The following is a 443-nucleotide window of genomic DNA, read 5'->3' on the forward strand; positions in this document are numbered from 1 at the left end:
AAGGCCATCTGCGGCGGGATGGAAGCAACAAAGTCAACTACCAGGCTGATAGCCGTCGGATGCGCTGCCTTGTTCTGCTTGGTTTTCATTCATTGAGCGCCGCTTGCTCAAACGGAACAATCCAATCGAAAGAAAGCTCTTCAGACCGGGAGCCATACTCGACGAACTTAACCTCGATCTGGATCTGATCGGTTGTCGATGCGTCTGCCGCTACGCTTGGCGAATCGGAGAAAGGGTCCGCGCTCGACAAGTCACCTTGGGGCGTCTCATACGGCGGCGATGGAACTCGGTTTCGATCTTCCTGTTCGTAAGTTCGGCGCAACGTTAAAGCAGTAGGAATAATAGCCGAAATCAGAACGGCAACGACCAGCATCGGCAGAAACGGAATGGGGAATGGCATTCTTCCTTTCATCGTGGTGGCTCTGATATTTTTGCAGAACGTC

At 52.6% G+C, this 443-nt stretch carries 1 protein-coding gene; it reads right to left on the minus strand.

Going from position 1 to position 443, the window contains the following annotated elements; translation table 11 throughout:
- Nucleotides 1–85: 85 nt before the first annotated feature.
- The coding region (locus tag JIN85_RS20995; RefSeq protein ID WP_234047555.1) for a hypothetical protein at nt 86–443 on the minus strand (358 nt) is incomplete at its 5' end.

Origin of the sequence: Luteolibacter pohnpeiensis, assembly GCF_016595435.1 — a bacterium.
GTDB lineage: Bacteria > Verrucomicrobiota > Verrucomicrobiia > Verrucomicrobiales > Akkermansiaceae > Luteolibacter > Luteolibacter pohnpeiensis.